This is a genomic window from Massilia sp. CF038, assembly GCF_900129765.1.
GTDB lineage: Bacteria > Pseudomonadota > Gammaproteobacteria > Burkholderiales > Burkholderiaceae_D > Telluria_A.
Map to the genome: position 1 here is coordinate 113,857 of NZ_FQWU01000001.1, position 22,918 is coordinate 136,774.

A 22,918-nucleotide genomic window follows, 5' to 3' on the forward strand; every position below is an offset into this window, starting at 1 on the left:
TTTAAAGTAAGGTAATAAAACGATGACTGATTTTTCGCACGCGCCCCAATTTGACACTGGGCCGCTCGGCTGGGTCATGGGCGAAATCCGCGAAGCGCTGGGCCGGTCCGGCGCAGCGCTGAACGACGCCACGGCCCTGGCGGGTGATGCCCAGGCAGATTCCCTCAAGCATGCGAAAGCGTACTTGCACCAGGCCCATGGCGCCTTGCAGATGGTCGACGTCGACGGTGTCGGCGTCATGACCCAGGCTGCCGAGGCAGCGCTGGACCGCTTCCGCGATGGCTTGCTCGAATGCACGAGCGAGCACGCGCAGCTGGTCGGCGCCGTCTATACCGCCGTAATTGAATACCTCGAAGAACTGCTTTCTGGCGCGCCGCAGCAACCGGCCCGCCTGTTCCCGTATTACCGCGACTTGCAGGAACAACTGGGCGCGGCGCGGATTCATCCGGCCGACCTGTTCTTCCCCGATCTGTCGCTGGCGGTCACCTTGCCGCAGCACGCAGCCGCGCCGGTGGCAGCCGATTACGCTGCCTGCCGTGGCCGTTTTGAAAAAGCCTTGCTGCCTTTCCTCAAGAGTACCGATCCGGTCTCGCAGCAGGCGACCGCCTCCACCATGCAGGAGGCCATTGCCCTGATCGCGGCTGGTCAGAAGGAAGCGCCTGCGCGCACCTTCTGGGTGGCCATGCAAAGTTTCGCCGAGCTGGTTGCCAAGGGCCAGCTGGGCAGCAATTTGTTCGTCAAGCAGTTGTTCGGCCTGATCAACCTGCAGATTCGCCGCCTGTCGCAAGGCGAGGGCAGTCTGCCGGAAATGATGATGCGCGATGCGCTGTTCTTCATTGCCGCCGCGCCCAACCCGTCGCCCACCGCGCAAGCACTGCGCGCGGCCTACCGCGTCAACGACGTGGTGCCGAGCGACTACCAGAAAAAACGCTATGGCCGCATTGACGCGCACGCGCTCAAAGCTGCCAAGGATGCCCTGGCCCATGCCAGCGCGTCCTGGGACAAGCTGTCGTCGGAAACCGATCCTGCGCTGGAAGCCGAATTTGGCGAACTGGTGGGCAGCATGGCTGCCGCCAGCGAAAAGCTCGGTTCCCCTGCGCTGATTCGCCTGGCTGGCGAAATCGTGCGTGCCACGCGCGACTCGCAAGCGGCCGGGCGCAATCCGCAATTCTCGCTCGAGATGGCCACCGCCTTGCTGTTTGTCGAGCATGGCCTGGACCAGATCCGCCAATTGCCGGACGATTTCGATTCGCACGCCGAAGTGGTGGGCGCGCGTCTGCTGGCGCTGGCCGCCGGCCAGACCCCGCCGGACGCACCGCAGTGGCAGGGCGACCTGTCGCGCCAGATCCAGCAGGATCACACGGTGGCCGTGCTGGCTGCCGAAATGAAAAATGGCCTGCGCCAGGTTGAAAAAGTCCTCGATGATTATTATGCGGACGGCTCCAAGCGGCCAACCCTGACCCAGATCGATCCGGTTCTGCACCAGTTGCAAGGCGCCGTTGCGATCCTGGACCAGGAAGACGCCATGCGCGCTGCCTTGCACGTCAAAGAAGCCGTGCGCGCACTGGCCGCGGCCGAAGGTGATCCGGAACTGGAAGCAGCGTCGCTGCAGAACATCGCCCAGAATATTGGCGCGCTGGGCTTCTTCGTCGACATGCTGGCCAAGAATTTCGAGGCCGCCAAGGACCGCTTCTCGTTCGACCGCGAAGAAGGCATGCTGCGCGAAGTACCGTTTGAAAAGCCAAGCGGCGAAGCCGTGTTCGAACAGGAACCGGTGATCGAAGAAGTCGCGCCGGTGGCAATCGAGCCAGTGCAGGAAGCGCCGCTCGAATTCGTCGACAGCGCGGCCCCGGTTGCCGCGCCAGCCGCACCTGCCGTACCGACCGCGCCACCAATGCCGGTGGAAGGCGAAGTCGAAGCCGAGCTGCTGGAAATCTTCATCATGGAAGCCCAGGAAGTGCTGGAGCTGGTGACTGCGACGCTGCCGAAACTGAAGGCCGAGCCGTCCAACCAGGAAACCATCACCGTGGTGCGCCGTGCCTTCCACACCCTCAAAGGGTCGGGCCGCATGGTGGGCTTGAACAATTTCGGCGAGGGCGCAGCCCTGGTCGAAAAAGTCATGAACCTGTGGTTGTCCGAAGGCCGTTCGGCCACGCCGGACTTGCTGGCCTTGCTGGACTGGGCTGCCGTCGACATGACCGCCTGGGTCAACGAACTGGCATCGACCGGCAGTTCGCCGCGCAGCAGCGATGCGCTGGTGGCGAGCGCCACCCGCATGCTGGAAGGCGCGCCATTCACGATGGAAGCGGCAGCAGCCGTTGCACCGGCCGCCCCAATGGCCGAGGTGCCGGTGCAAGCGCCGGCCGACGTGCAGGAAGAAGCCATCACCGCGCTGGCACTGCCGGACGAGGAAGAAATCACGGCCCTGGCCGTGCCGGACGATGCCGCGCCGTTGGACGAAGTGGCCGCCCCTGCCGGCATGGACGCATTGTCGCTGCCGGGCCTGTCGCTGCCTGACTTGTCGCTGCCGGAACTGAACGACGCACCGCAAGTCGAAGAGACGATCGATGCGCTGGCGCTGGATCTGCCAATGGATGTACTGGCCGATGCACCAGCCGATGTCACGCCTGAACTGCCGCTGGAAATCAGCGCCGAGGCACCGGCAGACGAAGTCGTGGTCGACGAAGTGATCGAGATGACCGAACCGGAGCTGCTCAAGCTGGTGCCGGACAATGTCATCGAATTCCCGGGTAGCCGCAGCGACGCTGCCGACGACAATACCAAGCGCGTGGGCGACCTTGAAATCCCGCTGCCGCTGTATAACATCTATCTGGCTGAAACCGATGAACTGGTGCGCCTGCTGGCCCAGGACTTCGGCGAGTGGCGCCATGAAACGCATCGCGGCGTCTCGCCCGAAGCGATCAAGGCGGCCCACACCCTGGCTGGCACCTCGGCCACGGTTGGCTTCTCGGCCGTGTGCGAAATCGCGCATGCGCTGGAAATGGCACTCGACACGCCGGCACCAGTGCTGGACGCAGCCGAACGCGACCTGCTTGACGAAGCCGTCGAGTGCGCACGCGCCATGTTGCAAGGCTTTGCCCTGGGTGAAATCGCACCGTCGAATCCGGAGCTGGTCGCGCGTCTGAACACGCTGCGCGAACGCCTGGTGGAACGTGAATCGGCGGTGTATGTCGGCGCCGAGAGCTCAGCCATCAGCGCCGACGAAGTGGCAGCGCTTGATCCGCTGTTCGTCGAAACGCTCGACAGCATTGTGGAAGCAGCGCCGGTGGTGGAAGAGACCCCGGTCGTGGCGGAAGCTGCAGAGCCAGAAGCAGCAGAACCAGCAGTTGAAGAAGCTGCAGTCGCAGAACCTGAAGTGGTGGCGCCGGAAGCAATCGATCTGCCGATCGACGCTGCCGACCCTGTGCTCGACGACCTCGCTGACGAGCCGGAAGAGCTGGTTGCAGCAGTCGTGGCCGAGCCGGTCGAGGCCGAAGCTGACGTGACGCTGGAAGAGGAAGACAGCTCACCGGTCCTGGTGCCGGAACTGATTTCGATTCCTGAATCGGTTGCCATGGCAGCCGAAGTGGCCGCCATCGAATCGGCACTGTCGGACAACGCCGTGCAAAATGCGGTTGCCGCCATTCCGTTTGGCGATGACCTTGACGCCGACTTGCTGCCGGTGTTCCTGGAAGAAGCAACCGACTTGCTGCCGGAACTGGGCAATGGTCTGCGCAAGTGGCAGTCCAACCCGGCCGACACTGCGCTGGCCAAGGGCTTGCTGCGTATTCTGCACACGGTCAAAGGTTCGGCGCGGATGGCCGGTGCAATGCGCCTCGGTCAGCACACGCACGAAATCGAAAGCCAGATCGAAAACATGGTCCACGCCGGGACCTCGACGCCAGCGGCGTTCGACGAACTGCTGGCCAACTACGATCACGCCTTGCTGCTGTTTGAACAGCTGCAATCGCCAACCGACGCTGCCGCCGTGGCGCTGCCAGGTGCTGCACCTGCGGCCGCTGGTGACGACGCTGCCGCCACCCAGGCCCGTACGCCGCTGGTGCGGGTCCGTGCCGACATTCTTGACCGTCTGGTCAACCAGGCTGGTGAAGTGTCGATCACGCGTTCGAAACTGGATAACCAGGTGTCGACGCTGCGTTCCTCGCTCAACGACTTCTCGGAAAACTTGGGTCGTCTGCGCCGTCAGCTGCGCGAAGTGGAAATGCAGGCCGAATCGCAGATCTCGTCGCGCATGTCGATTTCCAGCGAACGCGAATTCGATCCGCTCGAGTTCGACCGCTTTACCCGTCTGCAGGAATTGACCCGGATGATGGCCGAATCGGTGAACGACGTTGCGTCGTTCCACGAAAGCCTGACCCGCACGGTCGAATCGGCAACCGACGACTTGACCGTCCAGACCCGTCTGACGCGCGATTTGCAGCGCGATCTGATGCGGGTGCGGATGGTGCCGTTCCAGAGCTTGTCGGAGCGTCTGTTCCGCGTGGCGCGTCAAACCGCCAAAGAAATCGACAAACGGGTCAACCTGGATATTCGCGGTGGCGGCGTCGAGATCGACCGTTCGGTGCTGGAGCAGATGGCCGCGCCGTTCGAGCACTTGCTGCGTAACTCGATCGTGCACGGTATCGAAACGCGCGACAAGCGCAATGCCAACGGCAAGAGCGATATCGGCGAATTGCTGGTGCAAGTGAGCCAGCAGGGTAACGAAGTGGTGATTCAGTTCACCGACGATGGCGCCGGTCTGAATCTGGAGCGTATCCGCGCCAAGGCGATCGAAAATGGCTTGCTCGACCCGAAAGCAGTCATCACCGACAGCGAAACGGCCGACCTGATTTTCGAACCAGGCTTCTCGACCGCCGATGCGCTGACCGAACTGGCCGGCCGCGGCGTCGGGATGGACGTGGTGCGTTCCGAAGCGACTGCCCTGGGCGGACGCGTGAGCATTGCCACCCAGAGCGGCAAGGGCGCACAGTTCACCATCAATCTGCCGCTGACGCTGTCGGTCACGCAGGTCGTCTTGATTACCAGCGGTACCAAGACCCATGCGGTGCCATCGATCCTGGTGGAACAGGTATTGCAGATCAAGGAAGCCGAAATGAACCGGGCACGCGAAGCCGGCTTCATCGAATTCCAGGGCCAGAAGGTGGGCGTGCACTTCCTGCCAACCCTGCTGGGCGATACCGAGACCAACCCACTGGTGCAGCGTTCCTGCCCGGTGCTGGTGCTCAAGCACGGTACCGACCGTCTGGCAGTGCAGGTCGACACGATTGAAGGCAACCGCGAGGTCGTCATTAAAAACATCGGCCCGCAGCTGTCGCGCATGATCGGCATTGCCGGCGCCACGGTGATGGGTTCGGGCGACATCGTCCTGATTCTCAATCCGGTGGCCCTGTCGCACCACATCGATCTGCATCCGCAGATGAAACCGGCTGCAGCAGTTGCTGCCGCCGCCGTGGTACAGCAGGAAACCCGGGCCCGCGACTATGTGGTGATGGTGGTCGACGATTCGCTGACCGTGCGCAAAGTGACCCAGCGTCTGCTGGAACGCGAAGGCTACCAGGTCATGCTGGCCAAGGACGGCGTGGATGCGCTGGAGCGCTTGCAGGAAACCGTGCCCGATCTGATGCTGGTCGACATCGAAATGCCGCGTATGGATGGCTTCGACTTGACCCGCAACATTCGCGGCAACGAAAGCACCCAGGGTGTGCCGATCATCATGATCACCTCGCGTACGGCGGACAAGCACCGCAACTATGCGCTCGATCTTGGTGTGAATGCCTACTTCGGTAAGCCGTTCCAGGAAGACATGCTGCTGGCCGCCATTTCGGGCTTGCTGAACCGGGAAATGCCGGTTGCGCATTAAGGGCTGAACGGCCAAGTGAAAACGCCTCGCATTGCGAGGCGTTTTTTTTGGTGCCAAAAAAACCAAGCACATCGTCCTCGCGAAGGCGGGCTCGCATGCGAGCCCCCTATACCATGTTACCGAATTCGGATGCGTGGTATAGGCCCCCGCCTTCGCGAGGGCGATGTGCTGGCGAAGCGGCTACCGCGAAAGCGATGTAGTGGTTATGCGGCTTGGACCTTTACTACCGCGTAGCGCTCGAGGGTTTTTTTCGCGCTTCGTCGTGCATCACAATCGGGGCCGGGTAGTTGGCCACCAAACATCGTCCTCGCGAAGGCGGGGACCCATACCACGCATCCGAATCCGGTGAAGTGGTATGGGGGGCTCGCATGCGAGCCCGCCTTCGCGAGGGCGATGTGCTGGCGAAGCGGCTACCGCGAAAGCGATGTAGTGCTTATGCGGCTTGGACCTTTACTACCGCGTAGCGCTCGAGGGTTTTTTTGCGTGCTTCGTCGTGCATCACAATCGGGGCCGGGTAGTTGGCCACCCTGGTCGCCGCCAGCCACGGCGCGTGAATTTCCTTGTCGCTCAGCTTGGCCAGCTGCGGCAGATACTTGCGAATGAACTTGCCCTTGGCATCAAATTTTTCCGACTGGGTGATCGGGTTAAATATCCGGAAGTAGGGCTGGGCATCGCAGCCGGAGGACGAGGCCCACTGCCAACCGCCATTGTTCGATGACAGGTCAAAGTCATTGAGCAGCAGCGCAAAATACTGCTCGCCCCAGCGCCAGTCAATCCCCAGGTCCTTGATCAGGAAACAGGCCGCCACCATGCGCAGGCGGTTATGCATGTAGCCAGTCTGGTTCAGCTGCAGCATGGCCGCATCCACCAGCGGATAGCCGGTGCGGCCTTCGCACCAGGCGGCAAACAGTTCTTCCGCCTCCGGACCCGCTTCCCATTCAATGGCATCGTAAGCCGGCTTGAATGCACGCTCGGTCACACGCGGATGGTGGAACAGGATCATGGCGTAAAAGTCGCGCCAGATCAGTTCCGACAGCCACACCGGCGCGCCGGCGCCACCGCCGCCATTGCCGATCAGCGCCTGCATGGTGCGCACCAGATGGCGGATCGAGAGCGTGCCAAAGCGCAGGTGCACCGACAGGTAGGATGGCCCTTTCACGGCCGGATAGTTGCGCGCCTCATCGTAGGCGGGCGCGCGCGGCAGGAAGTCTTCGAACAGGGCTGCGGCGCCCGACATGCCCGCCGCCAGGGGCACGCTGGCTGGCTCGAAGCCGATCTCGGCCAGCGTAAGCAGGCGCGCATCGGCCGGGGCCGCGGCGAACTTGGCAGCGTGTGGCTCGACCGGAAAAGCGTCAAGCGCCTGCGGCTCGGCCGCCAGGCGCTTGAGCCAGGCATTCTTGTACGGCGTGAAGACGGAGAAAATTTGCCCCTGCAAGGTCAGCACTTCGCTCTTTTCGAAAATCACCTGATCCTTGAAGCTGAACAGGCTGCGCCCGTCGGCTTCCAGCACCTGCGCGACAGCGGCATCGCGCGCGATCGCCTGCGGCTCATAGTCGCCGTTAACGAACACGGCGTCCACGCCAAGCTCTGCGGCAAGCGCTGGAATTGCTTCGTGGGCACTGGCATGGCGCACGATCAGGTAGCCGCCCATGGCGCGCAGCTCGGCATCGAGCTCGGCCAGGCTGTCATGGATGAACTGCACGCGCCGGTCCGCCCTGGGCAAGCTGTCGAGAATGTCGGTATCGTAGATGAAGGCGCAATACACGCTGTTCGACGACGTTAGTGCGTGATGCAGTGCAGCATGGTCAAACGCGCGCAGGTCGCGCCGGAACCAGACCAGCGATTTATTCAGTGTCATAGGCGTGTTCAAGGTCAAGATGAGGCCGTTTCAGCCTGTCTAACATCGCTATCAGACCGGTCCGCAATGGCGCTCGCAGTGGGTAACGGCCCCAATTCAGTGTAAACTATCGAAAAGCCCGTTGTTGTAGGCGGGATACTAGCAGCAAACCTCCTGCATCGAGGAACAGAAAGTGACGCATATGAAGAAAAGCAAGATCGGGAAAACGCCACCCATGCCGGGCATGGCCGAAGATGAATCGGGCCGATTTGCCGACAGCATGACGTCGACCTCGTCCTCCGGCCTGAACCTGGCCAACCATTTTCTGATTGCCATGCCGTCCATGCAGGACCCGATTTTCGGCGGCACCGTCGTCTATATCTGCGAGCATAACGACAAGGGCGTGCTGGGCGTGGTCATCAACAAGCCCACCGACATGACCATGGAAATCCTGTTCGAGCGCATCGACCTGACGGTGTCCGACGGCTTGCACAGCGAAGTCGTCAACGAACCCATCATGTTTGGCGGCCCGGTCCAGGATGACCGCGGCTTCGTCCTGCACACGCCAGGCACCCCGTATTCCTCCTCGCTGACGGTCACCTCGGAGGTGGCGTTTACCACCTCGATTGACGTGCTCGAAGCGGTAGCCAACGGCACCGGTCCCTCGCGCCTGCTGGTGTCGATCGGCTACGCCGGCTGGAGCCCCGGCCAGCTGGAAGACGAAATCGGCCGCAATGGCTGGCTGACCGTGGGCGCCGATCCGCACGTGCTGTTCGATCTGCCCATCGAGGAGCGCTACAACGCGGCCATCAAACTGCTTGGCATCGACCCGATGATGCTGGCTTCCGAGGCTGGCCATGCGTAGTGGTGTGTCGATTGGCCGCACCCGTGGTTGACATCGTTTTTGGATTTGATTTCGGCATCAAGCGCATTGGCATTGCGATGGGCAATACCCTGACCGGGCAGGCCCAGCCGCTCGAGGTGGTCAAGGCCATCGACAACGCCGCCCGTTTCAAGCAGATTGGCGACCTGATCGCACAGTGGCGCCCCGCGTGCCTGGTGGTCGGCGAACCGCTGCATCCGGACGGCGCCGAGCACGAGATGACGCTGCGCTGCCGCCGCTTTGCCAATCAGCTGCACGGGCGCTTCAATTTGCCGGTGCACCTGGTCGACGAGCGCTATTCCTCGGCCGTGATTACGTCGCGCCGCGGCGAAATCATCGACGCGAAAGCCGCTGCCATTATTTTGCAACAATACTTTGACGACCATGCCAACAACAACTAAGAACTTCGACGCCGAAGCGCTTTACCAGGTGCTGCTGGGCCAGGTGCGCAGCGGCCTGGCCGGTGTGCCCGACGCGGCCATCGTGGGCATCCATTCGGGCGGCGCCTGGCTGGCCGAACGGCTGGCGCGCGACCTGGGCCTGCAGCAGCGGCTCGGCTTCATCGACGTTTCGTTCTACCGCGACGATTACGCCAAAAAAGGGCTGCACCCGGACGTCAAGCCGACCAACATCGGCTTTAACGTCGACCGTGCCAACGTGGTGCTGGTGGACGATGTGCTGGCCACAGGGCGCACCACGCGCGCGGCCATCAATGTGCTGTTCGACTTTGGGCGCCCGGCGCGCATCATGCTTGCGGCCCTGGCCGACCGCGGCGGGCGCGAGCTGCCGGTGGCAGCCGACTTCGTCGCCACCCATGCCGCGCTCGAGTCAGATCAGTCGTTGGTCCTGGCGCGGGCCCAGGATGGACAATTCACGCTAACGATAGAATAAGAACAGACCCCACCATGCTCAATCCGCAACTCAATAAACACGGCGAGCTGCAGCACCTGCTGTCGATCGAAGGGCTGCCGAAATCGATCGTCAACCACATACTCGATACCGCCTCGAGCTTTGTCGGCATCTCCGACCGTGAAGTGAAAAAGGTGCCGCTCATGCGCGGCAAGAGCGTGTTCAACCTGTTCTTCGAGAACTCGACGCGCACCCGCACCACCTTTGAAATCGCCTCCAAGCGCCTGTCGGCCGACGTGATCAACCTGAACATCCAGGCTTCGTCGGCCAGCAAGGGTGAGTCGCTGCTCGACACCATCGACAACCTGTCAGCCATGCACGCCGATATGTTCGTGGTGCGCCACTCGCAGTCGGGCGCGCCCTACCTGATCGCCAAGCACCTGATCGACACCAAACAGTCGCACGTCCATGTGATCAATGCGGGCGACGGCCGTCACGCGCACCCGACCCAGGGCTTGCTGGACATGTACACCATCCGCCATTACAAAAAGGACTTCACCAACCTGACGGTGGCTATCGTGGGCGACATCCTGCACAGCCGCGTGGCGCGCTCGGACATCCACGCCCTGACCACGCTGGGCGTGCCGGAAGTGCGCGCGATCGGGCCGCACACGCTGCTGCCGGGCGGGCTGGAACAAATGGGCGTGCGCGTATTCACCAACATGGACGAAGGCTTGAAGGGCGTGGACGTGATCATCATGCTGCGCCTGCAGAACGAACGTATGGGTGGGGCATTGCTGCCGTCGGCCCAGGAATACTTCAAGAACTACGGCCTCACGCCCGAACGCCTGGCGCTGGCCAAGCCGGACGCAATCGTCATGCACCCGGGACCGATGAACCGGGGCGTGGAAATTGATTCGGCCGTGGCCGATGGTGCGCAGGCGGTGATTTTGCCGCAAGTGACATTCGGGATTGCGGTACGCATGGCGGTAATGAGCATTGTGGCAGGGACGCAAGGATGAAACTACATATCAAGAACGGGCGCGTGATCGATCCCGCCAACGGCATCGACGCCGTACAAGACTTGTTTATCGCCGACGGCAAGATCGCTGCCCTGGGCAGTGCGCCAGCCGGCTTCGAGGCCGCACGCAGCATCGATGCGCGCGGCCTGGTGGTGGCGCCTGGCCTGGTCGATCTGTCGGCCCGCCTGCGCGAGCCGGGCTACGAATACAAGGCGACGCTCAAATCCGAGATGCAGGCCGCCATGCAGGGCGGCGTCACTTCGCTGGTGTGCCCGCCCGACACCGACCCGGTGCTCGATGAACCGGGCCTGGTCGAAATGCTCAAGCACCGCGCCGGCAAGCTGCAGCAGGCGCACGTGCACCCGCTGGGCGCCCTGACCACCGGCTTGAAAGGCGAGTCGCTCACCGAAATGGCGGAGCTGACCGAAGCAGGCTGCATCGGTTTTTCGCAGGCCGAGCAACCTATCACCGATACCAACGTGCTGCTGCGCGCGCTGCAGTACGCTAAGACCTTCGGCTACACCGTCTGGGTGCGGCCGCAAGATGCGCACATCGGGCGCGGCGGCATTGCCCACAGCGGCCCGCTGGCGTCGCGTCTGGGCTTGTCTGGCGTGCCCGTCATGTCCGAGACCATCGCGCTGCACACGCTGTTCGAGCTGGTGCGTGCCACCGGCGCGCGCGTGCACCTGTGCCGCATGTCGTCAGCGGCCGGGCTGGAACTGGTGCGCGCGGCAAAAAAGGAAGGCTTGCCCGTGACCTGCGACGTGGGCGTGCACCATGTGCACATGACCGACGCCGATATCGGCTTCTTCGATTCGAACGCCCGGGTCACGCCGCCATTTCGCAGTCAGCGCGACCGCGATGCGATTCGTGCGGCGCTGTTTGACGGCACCGTTGACGCCATCTGTTCCGACCACACCCCGGTCGACGACGATGAAAAGCTGCTGCCCTTCGGCGAAGCCTCGCCTGGCGCAACCGGCCTGGAACTGCTGCTGGCGCTGACCATCAAGTGGGCAGACGAGTACGCGGCCAATCAGGCGGCGGGCCAGGGCGCAGCGGCGCCGCTGGCACGGGCGCTGGCCAAGGTGACTTGCGACGCGGCCCGCGTGGCTGGCCTGGCCGCCGGCTCGCTGGCGCCCGGTGCGGTGGCTGACGTGGTGCTGTTCGACCCGCAGGCACGCTGGACGGTGGAAGCGGCGGCACTGGCCAGCCAGGGCAAGCACACGCCCTTCCTCGGCTTCGAGGTGGCAGGGCAGGTGCGCGCCACCATCGTGGCGGGCCAGGTGGCCTGGCAGCGCAGCGCTTGAAGCCACGCCTCGCTTATCGCGTGAGCAGGGTCATCCTGCATCTGATTGGCGGCCTGGCCGTCTGCGCGCTGATTTTCCCGTGGGCCGGTGCCGGGCTGCGCGCGCGCGTTACCGCGCGCTGGTCGCGCGACCTGCTGGGCATCTGCGGCGTGCAGCTGGACCAGGCCGAAGGCAGCGCGGCGCTGGCACACGCCATGATCGTCTCCAACCACGTGTCCTGGCTGGACATCTTCGTCATCAATGCCTTGTATCCCTGCCGCTTCGTCGCCAAGTCGGAAATCCGCGCCTGGCCGGTGCTGGGCTGGCTGGTGGACAAGGCGGGTACCGTCTTCATCGCGCGCGGTAACCGGCGCGAGCTGCGCAACATCTTCAAGGGCATGGTGCAAGCCTTGCAGGCGGGCGAGCGGGTGGCGTTTTTCCCGGAGGGGACCACGGCCTTGCAGGGGCAGGTGCTGCCGTTTCATGCCAATTTGTTCGAGGCCGCGGTGGATGCCGGGGTGGCGGTGCAGCCGTATGCGCTGCGCTATGTGGATGGGGCGGGGGCGTTTCATCCGAATGTGGAGTATGTCGGGGAGCGGACCTTTGTACAGAGCATGATGACTGTACTTGGCGGTGGGCCGATCAAGGCACGCCTGACCTGCCTGGCGCCGATTGCGGCGGCTAACGCCCATCGGCGCGATGTGGCAAAAGCGGCGCATGATGCGATTGCCGCAGCGCTGACCTAACCCACATCGTCCTCGCGAAGGCGGGGACCCATAGCGTGCTGAACGACTTCGGGAACGTGCTATGGGGCCGGCGCATGCGCCGGCACCTTCGCGAGGGCGATGTCGGGTTTTGTAGTTTGCCCTTTCCCTATTTCGGTCCTTATCCCTTGCCCGGCTTTTGATATTCCGGACAATCGACCTCCAGCAGCGTGCGGTCATCCAGGCACACGGCGCTCAGTTTGCCGCCCCATACACAGCCGCTGTCCAGGCCAATCACACCATCCTGCAGCACCAGTCCGCGCGCCGACCAGTGCCCGAACACGATGCCCTGGCCTTGCGTCAGGCGGCCGGGCACCTCGAACCAGGGCATCAGATTCGAGCCCGCGGGCGCGTGCGCGCTTTCCTTCTCCTTGAAGTCCATCACGCCGTCGGCCGTGCACAAACGCATGCGGGTGAGCGCGTTGACGATGCAGCGCAGGCGCGCTATGCCAGTCAATGATTCATCCCAGCGGTCCGGCGTGTTGCCATACATCTGAGCCAGAAACGCCACCCAGTCCGGGCCGCGCAAGGCCGCTTCCACTTCGGCCGCCAGCGCCATGACTTTGGCCGCATCCCACTGCGGCAGCACACCGGCGTGCACCAGCAGGTGGCCGGCCGCCATGATCGCCATGGGCCGGTGGCGCAGCCAGGCAATCAAGGCATCGCAGTCGGGTGCCGCGAGAATCTCGTCCAGCGTGTCGGAACGCGAACGCTGCTGGGCGCCGCAGGCCACTGCCAGCAAATGCAGATCGTGATTGCCCAGCAGCGCGTCGACGCGCCCGCCGCTGTCGATCGACAGTGCCATCACCCGGCGCAGCGCATCCAGCGATGCCGGGCCGCGGTTGATCAAATCGCCCACAAACACGATCCGGGCCGGGCCGGGCGCGTCCTCGGTGATGCGGTTGAGCAGAACCTGCGCTTCGTGGGCACAGCCCTGCAGGTCTCCAATTGCGTAGGTTTTCATCGGCAGGCAGCTTAAAATGCTATCAATCCGCCAGTTTCACATAAAATTGCAGCTGGCCTCCACATTCAAGCAGGATCGCTCATGATTTTTGTAACGGGCGGCGCGGGCTTCATTGGCGCCAACTTCATCCTGGACTGGCTGTCCGGCTGCGACGAGCCGGTGCTCAACCTCGACCGCCTGACCTACGCCGGCAAGCTGTCCAACCTGGCGCCTGTCGCTGGCGACGCGCGCCACATCTTCGTGCATGGCGACATCCGCGACGACGCCCTGGTCGCATCGCTGCTGGCGCAGTACCAGCCGCGCGCGATCGTCCATTTTGCCGCCGAAAGCCATGTCGACCGCTCGATTGCCGAGCCGGGAGAATTCATCACCACCAATATCAACGGTACCTTTACTTTGCTGGAAGCGGCCCGCGCTTACTGGGCCACCCTGGAACGCGATGCGCGCGCAGCGTTTCGTTTTCTGCACGTCTCCACCGACGAGGTGTATGGCACGCTGGCAGCGCAGGACGCGCCGTTTACCGAGCAGTCGGCATACGCGCCCAACAGCCCGTATGCTGCGTCAAAAGCGGCTGCCGACCACCTGGTGCGCGCCAGCCACCATACCTATGGCTTGCCGACCCTGATCACCCATTGCTCGAACAATTACGGGCCGCGCCAGTTCCCCGAAAAGCTCATTCCGCTGATGATTGCCAACGCCCGCGCCGGCCGCGCGCTGCCCGTGTATGGCGATGGCCTGCAGGTGCGCGACTGGCTGTACGTGGGCGACCATTGCGCCGCCTTGCGCATGGTGCTGGGCGCCGGCCAGCCAGGTGAGACCTACAATATTGGCGCGGCCTGCGAGATGAGCAACCTCGAACTGGTCCATGCTCTGTGCGACCTCCTCGACGAGCTGGCGCCCCAGCCAGGCAGTGCGCATGACTTGGTTGCCCATGTCACTGACCGGCCCGGACACGACCGCCGCTACGCGCTCGACGCCGGCAAGCTGATGCGCGAGCTGGGCTGGAAACCGGCCGTGCCGTTTGGTGCCGGTCTGATGAAAACCGTCCAGTGGTATCTTGCCCAACCAGAGTTCACGACAAAGGCCGCATCATGACTGCGCCCCGCATCCGCAAGGGCATCATCCTCGCCGGCGGCTCCGGCATGCGTCTGTACCCGATGACCACGGTGGTCTCCAAGCAGCTCTTGCCCGTGCATGACAAGCCAATGATTTACTATCCCCTGACCACGCTGATGCTGGCCGGGATTCGCGACATTCTCGTCATCTCAACACCGCAGGACACGCCGCGCTTTCGCGAGCTGCTGGGCGATGGCAGCCAGTGGGGTATCACGCTGCAGTATGCAGTGCAGGCGGCGCCAGAAGGCATTGCCCAGGCCTTCCTGATCGGCAGCGCCTTCCTGGCGGGCCAGCCTTGCGCACTGATCCTGGGCGACAATATCTACTACGGTGACGGTCTTGAGCAGAAACTGCAGCAGGCAGCGGCACGTACCGCCGGCGCCACCGTGTTCGCCTACCATGTGAGCGACCCGGAGCGCTATGGCGTGATTGAATTCGGCCCTGGCGGGCGCGCTGTCTCGATTGAAGAAAAGCCGCGCCAGCCACGCTCGCACTACGCGGTGACTGGCCTGTATTTCTACGATGGCCAGGCCGGTTCGATCGCCAGCGGTATGCAGCCGTCCGCGCGCGGTGAACTGGAAATTTCCGATGTCAACCGCGCCTATCTCGAGGCCGGACAGTTGCAGGTAGAAGTGCTGGGGCGCGGCATGGCCTGGCTCGACACCGGCACGCCCGAGTCGCTGCTTGACGCCTCGCAGTTCATCGCCACCCTCGAAAAGCGCCAGGCATTCAAGGTCGGGGTGCCCGAGGAAATCGCGTTCCGCCAGGGCTTCATCAGTGCGGCCCAACTGGCCAGCCTGGCGCAGCCGCTGGCGGCCACCAGTTATGGCAAGTACCTGCTGCGGGTACTGGAAGAGCAGGTATTCTGATGAAAGTCACCCCCACCGCCTTGCCGGAAGTGCTGATTGTCGAACCCCAGGTGTTCGGCGACGAGCGCGGCTTTTTTTTCGAGAGCTTCAATGCGCGCCGCTTCGAACAGCTCACCGGGCTGGCGCTGCACTTTGTCCAGGAAAACCATTCGCGCTCGGCGCGCCATGTGTTGCGTGGCTTGCATTATCAGGTGCGCCGACCCCAGGGCAAGCTGGTACGCGTGGTGGCGGGCGCGATCTTTGATGTGGTGGTCGACATGCGCCGTTCGTCGCCATTTTTCGGCCGCTGGATCGGCCTCGAACTGTCGGCCGACAATCGCCGCCAGCTCTGGATTCCACCTGGCTTCGCGCACGGGTTTGTGGTCACGAGCGACTATGCCGAATGCCTGTACAGCACCACCGATTACTGGTCGCCCGAGGATGAGCGGGTCATACGCTGGAACGATCCGGCGCTGGCGATCGAGTGGCCGATCAGCGGTGTTCCCATGCTCTCCAGCAAGGACAACCAGGGCGTGCTGCTGGCCGAGGCCGAGGCCTTCCCGTGAGAATTTTGCTGACCGGGCCCATTGGCCAGCTTGGCTATGAACTCGAACGCAGTCTCCAGGCGCGCGGCGAGGTGCTGGCGCTGCCGCGCGCGCGCCTCGATCTGAACGACCTGGACCAGGTGCGCGCCACCGTGCGGGCGCTGCGCCCCACGCTCATTGTCAACGCCGCTGCCTATACCGCGGTGGACCAGGCCGAAGCCGCGCCGGCGCTGGCCTACCGCATCAATGCCGATGCGCCAGCGGTGCTGGCAGAGGAAGCGCGGGCGCTGGGCGCGGCCATGGTGCATTTCTCCACCGATTACGTGTTTGACGGTGCCAAGCCCGGCCCGTATGTCGAAACAGACCGGCCCCACCCCCTCAATGTGTATGGACAGAGCAAGCTGGCAGGGGAGCAGGCGGTGGCCGCGGCCGGGATCGCCCACCTGATTGTGCGTACCAGCTGGCTGTACGGCATGCGCGGGCAGAATTTTTTGCAAACCATGCTGCGCCTGGGCCGGGCCGGTGGGCCGCTGCGTGTGGTGGCCGACCAGCAGGGCGCGCCCACCTGGTGCCGCACCGTGGCGGACACCACCGCGCAGATGCTGGCGTTGGCCGCGGCAGGCGGCCACCCGTGGTGGGAGGCCAACAGCGGTCTGTACCACCTGGCCTGCCAGGGACAAACCAGCTGGCATGGCTTTGCCGAGGCAATCTTTGCTCATAGCAACATCGCCTGCGCGCCGCAGGCGATTGCGCGTGCGGCCTATCCGCAGGCAGCCCAGCGTCCTGCCCATTCCGTACTTAATTGCGATAAGCTGATCGGCCGCTTTGGCCCCATTCCGGCCTGGGATAAAGCGCTCGCATTGTGTCTGGCTTAAATCGATGCTATATATGTTTGAGCGACATCAATATTCAGGAGTTTCGCCTGCCGTATGGGCGGTCGACCCTGTAATTTTGCGCATACTGCGCTAATTCGTCTGCTTCCACCCGCGTCCAGATAATGTTTTCTTTCCTCGTCAGTTTTTTGGCGTCGGCGGTGCTGACGCTGCTGGTCATCAAATACGCCGTTTTGCATGCGCCGGCCCTGGATACCGATTTTCTCGGTGTGCAGAAAGTCCATGACCATCATGTGGCACGCATCGGTGGCTTGCCCATCTTTATTGCCCTGATGGTGACAGCGATTGCCAGCGCACTGACCAATCCATCCATCACGCCCTGGCTAATGGCATTGCTGTTATGTGGCGCGAGTGCATTGGCCGGTGGCCTGGCAGAAGACTATACCGGCCGCGTCGGTGCGGGTTGGCGCTTGTTATTCACCATGGTGGCCGCGCTGGCCGGGTTTTTTCTGCTGGACGCGCGGATTGAACGAATTGATTTTCCTCATAGCAGTGTCATATTGCCTGCTTTATGGATCAGCCTGCCTTTTACAGTGCTGGCTGTCGCGGGGATTGCACAGGCCATCAATATTATCGACGGCTTCAATGGTCTGGCCAGTGTCGTCACCATTTGCATGCTGGTGTCGCTGGCCTATGTCGGCTGGCAGGTTGGTGATGTCTTTATTCTGAGCGGCTCGCTCATGGTGGCGGGGGCCATCACCGGCTTTCTTATCTGGAACTACCCGATTGGCCTGATTTTTCTTGGCGATGGCGGTGCCTATTTTATCGGCTTCATGCTGGGCGAACTGGCGGTCCTGCTGGTCATGCGCAATGGCGAGGTGTCAACCTGGTACGCGGTTTTGCTTTTAATATATCCAGCGTTTGAAACGGTTTTTTCCGCTTATCGTCGAATGTTCCTCAGGGGGAAATCGCCCGTTATGCCGGACGGTATTCATTTGCATACCCTGATATTCCGCCGTATCGTCTTATGGACCGCCGGGGCCAAAGAAGCGCGCGCCCTGATCCGGCGCAATTCGCTAACATCGCCTTATCTTTGGATGCTCTCGCTGATGGCAGTAATTCCCGCCACGGTGTTCTGGAAAAATACAGCCGTACTGATTTTCTTCTGTTTATTGTTTGTAGTCAGTTATGTGTGGTTATATACGCGTATCGTTCGATTTAAGTCACCGCGCTGGCTCATTCTGCGCAAGAAGAACTGGCGTTTATAATCGCTTGTAGTATATTGCGACAATTGGTGAGTTTTCACCGAGCTGAATTCAACCACTCTGAAGGAACAATGATGGATCTGTCGAATATGTCCGTTGGTGATTTGCGGAACCTGCAAGACCAAATCAAGCAGGAAATGAAAAAGCGTGAGCACCTCGAAGTGGCCAAGGCGCGGGAACAGATCCTGGCGATTGCGCAAAGCGTGGGCGTGCCCATCAAGGATCTGATCGGCAATGGCATTCGCGCCAAAACCGGCACCGTGGCAGTTCGTTATCGCCATCCTGATAATTCTGCTCAGCAATGGACTGGCCGTGGCCGTCAGCCGAAATGGGTCAAGGAATGGGTCGACGGCGGCAAATCGATCGACAAGCTGCGCGTGTAAGCCGCGCCTGCCGCCTGGCAGGCTACGGTAGCGGCAAGAACGGCGGGCCCGCAATTCCCAAAGGGCCCCGCTTGCCGCTACAATATCACCCTCAGTATTTATAATTTGTTATTTCCCTATTTTCCCCGACGCATGGCGACGTACCGCTGGTGAACACCGCGTGCGCTCGGCGCGCGCCGCGATCCTACAAAGGTATTTCATGCTTGCTCTCTCCCCGACCATTTTCAAGGCCTACGACATTCGCGGTGTGATTGGTAAAACGCTGGACGCCAGCGTCGCCAAAAAAATTGGCCAGGCCTTTGGCCGTGCCGCGCTGGCCAAGGGAGAGCGCAAGGTCGTCATCGGCCGCGACGGCCGCCTGTCCGGTCCGGAACTGGCCGCCGCGCTGGCGCAAGGCTTGCAAGCTGCTGGCGTGGACGTGATCGACCTGGGCGTGGTGGCCACGCCCATGGTGTACTACGGCACCCACGTGCTGGGCGCCGCGTCCGGCATCATGGTCACCGGCAGCCACAACCCGCCTGATTACAACGGCTTCAAGATGGTGCTCGCTGGTGAAGCCATTCACGGCGAAACCATCCAGGCTCTGTACCGCGACATCGCCGCCCATGACGGCGCGCCCGCTGCGACCCAGGGTGCGTACGCCACCCACGATATCCGCGCCCAGTACCTCGAGCGCATCATCGGCGACGTCAAGGTGGCGCGCCCGATGAAAATTGCAGTTGACTGCGGCAACGGTGTCGCTGGCGCCTTTGCTGGTGACCTGTATCGCGGCATGGGCCTGGAAGTCATTGAACTGTTCTGCGAAGTCGATGGCAATTTCCCCAATCACCACCCGGATCCGGCCCACCCGGAAAACCTGCAGGATCTGATTCGCTGCCTGCAGGAGACCGACGCTGAAATCGGCATCGCCTTCGATGGCGATGGCGACCGCCTGGGCGTGGTCACCAAGGATGGCCAGATTATTTACCCGGACCGCCAGATGATGCTGTTTGCCGCTGACGTCCTGTCGCGCAATCCGGGCGCCGAAATTCTGTATGACGTTAAGTGCACGCGCCACCTGGCCCCTTACATCGCCAAGCACGGTGGTCGCCCCCTGATGTGGAAAACCGGCCACTCGCTGGTCAAAGCCAAACTGCGCGAAACGGGCGCGCCACTGGGCGGCGAAATGAGCGGCCATATCTTCTTCAAGGACCGCTGGTACGGTTTCGACGATGGCCTGTATTCCGGCGCCCGCCTGCTGGAACTGCTCACCCGCGAAGCCGATCCGTCGGCCCTGCTGAACGCACTGCCGCAGTCTGACAGCACGCCCGAACTGCACCTGCACCTGCAGGAAGGCGAGAACGTGGCCCTGATCGACAGCTTGCGCAGCAATGCCAAGTTTGCCGACGCTGAACGCATCATCGATATCGACGGCCTGCGCGTGGAATACGCCGACGGCTTCGGCCTGGCCCGTTCCTCCAACACGACGCCGGTGGTGGTGATGCGCTTTGAAGCGGAAACGCCGCAGGCGCTGGCCCGCATTCAGGGTGAATTCAAGCGCGTGATCCTGGCCGCCAAGCCGGACGCCGAACTGCCGTTCTGATCACGGACCGCCCTTGAGCCTGAACATCCTCCTGGTCCGGGTTTCTTCGCTCGGCGACGTGCTGCACAATTTGCCGATGGTGGCCGATCTGCTGCGCCAGCATCCTGACGCGCACATCGACTGGGTGGTGGAAGAGGGCTACGTCAGCCTGGTGCGGCTCAATCCCAACGTGCGCCGCATCATTCCCTGGGGCTTGCGGCGCTGGCGCAAGAGCCTGGGCAAGAAGGAAACCCGGGCCGAGATCAAGGCGTTTTTCAAGACCTTGCGCGAGCAGGAATACGACTACGTCTTCGATACCCAGGGTCTGCTCAAGACCGGCATCATCATGGGCGCGGCGCGCATCAAGCGCGGCGGCGCCAAGGTCGGGCTGGCCAACGGCAGCGAGGGCTCCGGCTACGAGGGCATTTCGCGCATTTTCCATACCCGCAGCATCGCGCTCGACCCGCGCACCCACGCTGTCGCGCGCGGGCGCCTGGTCGCTGCCGCAGCCCTGGGCTACAGCGCCGACACGGCACCTGACTTCGGCCTGCCAGGGCCGGACAGCAGCAACCGGCCCGCATGGATGCCGGCCGCGCCTTTCGCGGTGTTTTTCCACGGGACCGCGCGCGACGCCAAGAAGTGGGCGCCCGCCAACTGGATCGCCACGGGCCAGGCGCTGGCACCCATGCCGGTGCTGCTGGCCTGGGGTTCGCCCGGCGAAAAGCAGGAAGCGGAAACGCTCGCTGCCAGCCTGCCCAACGCGCAGGTCTTGCCCAAACTGTCCATGGACGAAGCGGTCAGCCTGGCGCGCAATGCGGCGCTGGCCATTGGGGTGGACACGGGCCTGACGCACATTGCTGCGGCATTTGTGCGCCCGACCATCGAACTGTATTGCGACTCGCCCAAGTGGAAGACGGAAGGCAACTGGTCGCCTTCCATCATTAACCTGGGCGACAAAGGTGCGCCGCCAGGCGCCCCGGAAGTCATTGCCGCAGCCAGGCGCTTGCTGGGTCAGGCCTGATGCGCCATTTGTATACCCTGATGTGGTGTCTGGCCCTGCCGCTGGTGCTGGGCCGCTTGTGGTGGCGCGGCTTCAAGGAGCCGGGTTACCGCCAGCATTGGGGCGAGCGGCTTGGCATGTACGGCAAAAAGAGGGCGCCTGCGCCGCTGACGCTGTGGGTGCATGCCGTGTCCGTGGGCGAAACCCGCGCCGCCGAACCCCTGGTCGACGCCCTGATGCAGGCATACCCGAACTGCCGCATCGTGCTCACTCACATGACGCCCACCGGGCGCGCGACCGGACAGGCTTTGTTTGCCAAGCATGGCGAACGCCTGTTGCAGTCCTACCTGCCCTACGATATTCCGTTCTTGATCCAGCGCTTCATCGGGCACTTCGCGCCGCGCATCTGCATCCTGATGGAGACCGAGGTCTGGCCGAACCTGATTGCCGTTTGCGGCAGCCAAGTGCCGGTGGCGCTGGTCAACGCCCGCCTGTCGGCGCGCTCGCTGCGGCGCGGCCAGCGCTTTGGCGCTCTGATGACCGATGCCGCCCGCGCGCTGGCGCTGGTGGCGGCGCAGACCGACGCCGATGCCGAGCGCGTGCGCTCGCTGGGCGCGCCGCAAGTTGCGGTCACCGGCTCGATCAAGTTCGACGTGGTGGTGCCGCCCGCAGCGCTGGCCACCGGCGCCTGGCTGCGCGAACGCATCGGGGCGCGCCAGGTGCTGCTGTGTGCCAGCACCCGCGAAGGCGAAGAAGCCTTGATTCTCGACGCCTGGAAAAGCGCTGCGCTGCCGGGCAATCCGCTGCTGCTGCTGGTGCCGCGTCATCCCCAGCGCTTTGACGAGGTGGCCGCCATGGCCAGCACCCGCGGCCTGTCGCTGCAGCGCCGCTCCGCCCTGGGCGACACGGCCGTTGTCAGCCGCGTCCTGCTGGGCGACTCGATGGGCGAAATGTTTGCCTATTACGCAAGTTGCGAGCTCGCCTTCATCGGCGGCAGCCTGCTGCCACTGGGCGGCCAGAACCTGATCGAAGCCTGTGCCCTGGGCAAGCCGGTGCTGACCGGGCCCCACACCTTTAATTTTGCCTTGGTGAGCGAGGAGGCGATTGCCGCCGGCGGCGCCATCTGCGTGGCCAATGCGATAGAGATGGTGGCAAAAGCCGGAGAACTGTTTGGCAATGACGACACCCGGACCCGCATGGGGGAGGCCGCCCTGGCGTTTGCCAATCATCATCGGGGCGCGACAGCGCGCACAGTTGGTTTGCTGCGACACATGATTGACAAGTGACTGGTAACATGTCTCCACAATAAAAGCCGGGGATCGTCATGTCGTGGTTCAATCATCGTTCACAGCTTGACAGCGCACCGCCTGTGGGCGGCCCTCTTCGGCGCGAGACCGTTTCCCCTGTTCCCGTGACCTTGCGTGGCGAAGCCGGTGCAGCGCCCCTGCTGGCGCCCGGCGAACTGCATTTCAGCGTGCGCTACGCCCTGCCTGAATACGTCAGCTTCATGTGGCAGCATGGTGGTTTTCTGATACGGCGCCGCCGTGTGGGGCGCTTTACCGGTGGCTGGCTGCTGGTGCGCAGCACGGCCGCTGCTGCCCTGCATTTCGTGGCGCAGGGGCGCGCCAGCCGGGTGTACGAGTTCAGTGTCGACGATCACGGCATCATCCGCGTGTGCGGCACCGGTGTGACTTTGGTGCCCTGGTCCGATGTGAGTGCCATTCGCCGCTACAGCTGCGGTTACATCGTGGTGCTCAAGCGCGGCACGCTGCCGATTCCCTTCCGTTGCCTGAATGGCGCGCAAAGCCGTTCCATGGATGCTTACGCCGCCGGTGTAAAAGCCGCCCACCACTAACATCGTCCTCGCGAAGGCGGGGACCC

Annotated in this window: 19 protein-coding genes; 17 read left to right on the plus strand and 2 right to left on the minus strand. The window is 63.1% G+C overall.

The window, feature by feature from the left end; genetic code table 11:
* The first annotated feature begins 22 nt into the window (after positions 1-22).
* The gene (locus BUC24_RS00535) at positions 23-5,881 is read left to right on the plus strand and encodes a hybrid sensor histidine kinase/response regulator (protein ID WP_073212149.1); all 5,859 of its coding nucleotides are present in this window, start codon (positions 23-25) and stop codon (positions 5,879-5,881) included.
* Between the two features lie 433 nt (positions 5,882-6,314).
* On the opposite strand, the gene BUC24_RS00540 is transcribed toward BUC24_RS00535, so the two are convergent.
* The gene (locus BUC24_RS00540; protein ID WP_073212150.1) at positions 6,315-7,739 is read right to left on the minus strand and encodes a cryptochrome/photolyase family protein; all 1,425 of its coding nucleotides are present in this window, start codon (positions 7,737-7,739) and stop codon (positions 6,315-6,317) included.
* A gap of 181 nt (positions 7,740-7,920) precedes the next feature.
* Between BUC24_RS00540 and BUC24_RS00545 the strand changes: the two genes are divergently transcribed.
* Genes BUC24_RS00545 through BUC24_RS00570 form a run of 6 tightly spaced genes read left to right on the plus strand, consistent with a single transcriptional unit; the run spans position 7,921 to position 12,504 of the window.
* The gene (locus BUC24_RS00545; RefSeq protein ID WP_073212151.1) at positions 7,921-8,583 is read left to right on the plus strand and encodes a YqgE/AlgH family protein; all 663 of its coding nucleotides are present in this window, start codon (positions 7,921-7,923) and stop codon (positions 8,581-8,583) included.
* A 23-nt stretch (positions 8,584-8,606) separates the two neighbouring features.
* On the plus strand, positions 8,607-9,002 hold the full coding sequence (ruvX, locus tag BUC24_RS00550) for a Holliday junction resolvase RuvX (RefSeq protein ID WP_073214559.1): 396 nt from the start codon (positions 8,607-8,609) through the stop codon (positions 9,000-9,002).
* A complete protein-coding gene (pyrR, locus tag BUC24_RS00555; protein WP_073212152.1) occupies positions 8,986-9,492 on the plus strand; it encodes a bifunctional pyr operon transcriptional regulator/uracil phosphoribosyltransferase PyrR in 507 nt (168 codons plus the stop codon). Before ruvX ends, pyrR begins: the two co-directional genes overlap by 17 nt.
* A gap of 14 nt (positions 9,493-9,506) precedes the next feature.
* Positions 9,507-10,472, plus strand: a complete 966-nt coding sequence (locus BUC24_RS00560) for an aspartate carbamoyltransferase catalytic subunit (protein ID WP_073212153.1) — start codon at positions 9,507-9,509, stop codon at positions 10,470-10,472.
* Complete coding sequence (locus tag BUC24_RS00565) at positions 10,469-11,779, plus strand: dihydroorotase (protein ID WP_073212154.1); 1,311 nt, start codon at positions 10,469-10,471, stop codon at positions 11,777-11,779. The genes BUC24_RS00560 and BUC24_RS00565 overlap by 4 nt, the downstream gene beginning before the upstream one ends.
* Positions 11,776-12,504 carry a lysophospholipid acyltransferase family protein gene (locus BUC24_RS00570; RefSeq protein ID WP_073212155.1) on the plus strand — a complete coding sequence of 243 codons (729 nt, stop codon included), beginning with the start codon at positions 11,776-11,778 and terminating at the stop codon, positions 12,502-12,504. Before BUC24_RS00565 ends, BUC24_RS00570 begins: the two co-directional genes overlap by 4 nt.
* Before the next feature lie 139 nt (positions 12,505-12,643).
* Here the strand turns inward: BUC24_RS00570 and BUC24_RS00575 are convergent, their stop codons facing one another.
* Positions 12,644-13,486 carry a symmetrical bis(5'-nucleosyl)-tetraphosphatase gene (locus tag BUC24_RS00575; protein ID WP_073212156.1) on the minus strand — a complete coding sequence of 281 codons (843 nt, stop codon included), beginning with the start codon at positions 13,484-13,486 and terminating at the stop codon, positions 12,644-12,646.
* 81 nt (positions 13,487-13,567) lie between these two features.
* Between BUC24_RS00575 and rfbB the strand changes: the two genes are divergently transcribed.
* The 10 genes from rfbB to BUC24_RS00625 all read left to right on the plus strand — a co-directional run bounded on the left by rfbB (position 13,568) and on the right by BUC24_RS00625 (position 22,892).
* Complete coding sequence (rfbB, locus tag BUC24_RS00580) at positions 13,568-14,581, plus strand: dTDP-glucose 4,6-dehydratase (RefSeq protein ID WP_073212157.1); 1,014 nt, start codon at positions 13,568-13,570, stop codon at positions 14,579-14,581.
* Entirely contained in the window at positions 14,578-15,471 is an 894-nt protein-coding gene (gene rfbA / locus BUC24_RS00585) for a glucose-1-phosphate thymidylyltransferase RfbA (protein ID WP_073212158.1), read from the plus strand. The genes rfbB and rfbA overlap by 4 nt, the downstream gene beginning before the upstream one ends.
* Positions 15,471-16,016, plus strand: coding sequence for a dTDP-4-dehydrorhamnose 3,5-epimerase (rfbC, locus tag BUC24_RS00590; RefSeq protein WP_373887964.1), 546 nt, complete (start codon positions 15,471-15,473; stop codon positions 16,014-16,016). The genes rfbA and rfbC overlap by 1 nt, the downstream gene beginning before the upstream one ends.
* A complete protein-coding gene (gene rfbD / locus BUC24_RS00595; RefSeq protein ID WP_073212160.1) occupies positions 16,013-16,870 on the plus strand; it encodes a dTDP-4-dehydrorhamnose reductase in 858 nt (285 codons plus the stop codon). The genes rfbC and rfbD overlap by 4 nt, the downstream gene beginning before the upstream one ends.
* Positions 16,871-16,992: 122 nt before the next feature.
* Entirely contained in the window at positions 16,993-18,096 is a 1,104-nt protein-coding gene (locus BUC24_RS00600) for an MraY family glycosyltransferase (RefSeq protein ID WP_073212161.1), read from the plus strand.
* 71 nt (positions 18,097-18,167) lie between these two features.
* Positions 18,168-18,476, plus strand: coding sequence for an H-NS histone family protein (locus tag BUC24_RS00605; protein WP_073212162.1), 309 nt, complete (start codon positions 18,168-18,170; stop codon positions 18,474-18,476).
* A 199-nt stretch (positions 18,477-18,675) separates the two neighbouring features.
* A complete protein-coding gene (locus BUC24_RS00610) occupies positions 18,676-20,058 on the plus strand; it encodes a phosphomannomutase/phosphoglucomutase (RefSeq protein WP_073212163.1) in 1,383 nt (460 codons plus the stop codon).
* Positions 20,059-20,077: 19 nt separating this feature from the next.
* Positions 20,078-21,058: a lipopolysaccharide heptosyltransferase I gene (gene waaC, locus BUC24_RS00615; protein WP_073214563.1), complete on the plus strand. Its 981-nt coding sequence runs from the start codon at positions 20,078-20,080 to the stop codon at positions 21,056-21,058.
* The gene (waaA, locus tag BUC24_RS00620; protein ID WP_073212164.1) at positions 21,058-22,323 is read left to right on the plus strand and encodes a lipid IV(A) 3-deoxy-D-manno-octulosonic acid transferase; all 1,266 of its coding nucleotides are present in this window, start codon (positions 21,058-21,060) and stop codon (positions 22,321-22,323) included. Before waaC ends, waaA begins: the two co-directional genes overlap by 1 nt.
* A gap of 38 nt (positions 22,324-22,361) precedes the next feature.
* Positions 22,362-22,892: a YcxB family protein gene (locus BUC24_RS00625; protein WP_073212165.1), complete on the plus strand. Its 531-nt coding sequence runs from the start codon at positions 22,362-22,364 to the stop codon at positions 22,890-22,892.
* Positions 22,893-22,918 lie beyond the last annotated feature (26 nt).

Excerpts from the sequence above, each read along its gene's own strand:
- BUC24_RS00535 (WP_073212149.1), top strand. The coding sequence starts at position 23 with ATGACTGATTTTTCGCACGCGCCCCAATTTGACACTGGGCCGCTCGGC.
- BUC24_RS00540 (WP_073212150.1), bottom strand. The coding sequence starts at position 7,739 with ATGACACTGAATAAATCGCTGGTCTGGTTCCGGCGCGACCTGCGCGCG.
- BUC24_RS00545 (WP_073212151.1), top strand. The coding sequence starts at position 7,921 with ATGAAGAAAAGCAAGATCGGGAAAACGCCACCCATGCCGGGCATGGCC.
- pyrR (WP_073212152.1), top strand. The coding sequence starts at position 8,986 with ATGCCAACAACAACTAAGAACTTCGACGCCGAAGCGCTTTACCAGGTG.
- BUC24_RS00560 (WP_073212153.1), top strand. The coding sequence starts at position 9,507 with ATGCTCAATCCGCAACTCAATAAACACGGCGAGCTGCAGCACCTGCTG.
- BUC24_RS00565 (WP_073212154.1), top strand. The coding sequence starts at position 10,469 with ATGAAACTACATATCAAGAACGGGCGCGTGATCGATCCCGCCAACGGC.
- BUC24_RS00575 (WP_073212156.1), bottom strand. The coding sequence starts at position 13,486 with ATGAAAACCTACGCAATTGGAGACCTGCAGGGCTGTGCCCACGAAGCG.
- rfbB (WP_073212157.1), top strand. The coding sequence starts at position 13,568 with ATGATTTTTGTAACGGGCGGCGCGGGCTTCATTGGCGCCAACTTCATC.
- rfbA (WP_073212158.1), top strand. The coding sequence starts at position 14,578 with ATGACTGCGCCCCGCATCCGCAAGGGCATCATCCTCGCCGGCGGCTCC.
- rfbC (WP_373887964.1), top strand. The coding sequence starts at position 15,471 with ATGAAAGTCACCCCCACCGCCTTGCCGGAAGTGCTGATTGTCGAACCC.
- BUC24_RS00600 (WP_073212161.1), top strand. The coding sequence starts at position 16,993 with ATGTTTTCTTTCCTCGTCAGTTTTTTGGCGTCGGCGGTGCTGACGCTG.
- BUC24_RS00605 (WP_073212162.1), top strand. The coding sequence starts at position 18,168 with ATGGATCTGTCGAATATGTCCGTTGGTGATTTGCGGAACCTGCAAGAC.
- BUC24_RS00610 (WP_073212163.1), top strand. The coding sequence starts at position 18,676 with ATGCTTGCTCTCTCCCCGACCATTTTCAAGGCCTACGACATTCGCGGT.
- waaA (WP_073212164.1), top strand. The coding sequence starts at position 21,058 with ATGCGCCATTTGTATACCCTGATGTGGTGTCTGGCCCTGCCGCTGGTG.
- BUC24_RS00625 (WP_073212165.1), top strand. The coding sequence starts at position 22,362 with ATGTCGTGGTTCAATCATCGTTCACAGCTTGACAGCGCACCGCCTGTG.